We start from the raw sequence: 1,171 nt of genomic DNA, 5'->3' as shown, positions 1-1,171 counted from the left end.
CCGTACACGGTACGCCCCGAGCAGGGTGCCGACAGCGGTCTGTTGCCGCAGCTGGTCGAAGCGCTCAACCGCGCGCAGCAGCGCTACCACTTCGTCGTGGTGCCCACCTCCATCCAGCGGCGTTTTGGTGACCTTCAGCAAGGCCGCACCGACATGGCCATTTTCGAGAACCCGGCGTGGGGCTGGCAGCAGATTGCTCACCAGAGCGTGGACATGGGCCTGGAAGATGCCGAGGTGTTCGTCGCCCGCAAGGCAAACGGCCTTGACCCACATTACTTCGACGACCTGCGCGGCAAGCGCCTGGCGCTGTTCAACGGCTATCACTATGCGTTCGCCGGCTTCAACTCCGACCCGGGCTACCTGCGCACCGCCTACAAAGCGACACTGACCTATTCCCACGACAGCAACCTGCTTATGGTGCAGGCCGGCCGCGCCGACATCGCTCTGGTCACGCGTTCCTACCTCAGCGATTTCCTGGCGCGCAACCCAGCCAGCCGGGAGCAGTTGGTGCCCTCACAGCGCATTGACCAGGTCTACCATCACTACGCCTTGCTGCGCCCTGGCGCGCCGATCGGCGAACAGTCGTTCGCGGCGATTCTGCGGGCGCTGCGCGAAAGCGGCGAGCTGGCGCGCATCTTCGAGCCCTACCGCATCACGGTGGCCGCCCCCCACGACTAAATTCCCGTGGTGCGGCAACGTACTCAGCAGTGAGCCTTTTCATCATTGCCGTGAGTCAAGCCAATGCCGTTCGATGCCGCTTCGCAGCCCCAGTCAGCGCCACGCTGGCGCAGCCTCAGTGCCGAGGAGGGTGACAGCTGGCTGAGCCTGTCCCTCGAAGGCCGCCCACTGATCCAGGTGCACCTGGAGGGGGGCGCTACCCCGCATGTTCATCTCGAGCGGCTGTGCCCCGAGCGCCCCTATCAGGCATTGTGGGCCGCCTGTTATTGGTTGCTGGCCCGCAACACCGCCTGCCAGCGCCTGGCCTGGCACCTGCCCGAGCCGTTACCTCAGGCATTGGCCAGTGGCCTGCTGCTGGTCGGCGAACAGCCTGGCCAATACCTGTGCGAGCGGGCGCTGTTCTGGCAACTGCCACAGCCGTGGCTGGGCGAGCAGGCCAATGTGGCATACCCGCAGCAGATGCAGATCAGCGACGGCAAGCGCCACCCACGCC

Annotated in this window: 1 protein-coding gene and 1 pseudogene; both read left to right on the top strand. The window is 65.6% G+C overall.

Features of this window, described 5'->3' with window-relative positions; all coding sequences use genetic code 11:
* A partial coding sequence (locus JV551A3_RS22235) for a substrate-binding periplasmic protein (protein ID WP_133979131.1) occupies positions 1 to 678 on the top strand: 678 nt, incomplete at its 5' end.
* A 63-nt stretch (positions 679 to 741) separates the two neighbouring features.
* Positions 742 to 1,171: pseudogene (locus tag JV551A3_RS22230) on the top strand (GNAT family N-acetyltransferase); the annotation flags it as partial.

The organism is Pseudomonas inefficax (assembly GCF_900277125.1).
Taxonomy (GTDB): Bacteria; Pseudomonadota; Gammaproteobacteria; order Pseudomonadales; family Pseudomonadaceae; genus Aquipseudomonas; species Aquipseudomonas inefficax.
The sequence above is the reverse complement of the archived record's forward strand: the minus strand, read 5'-3'. Positions and strand labels throughout refer to the sequence as shown.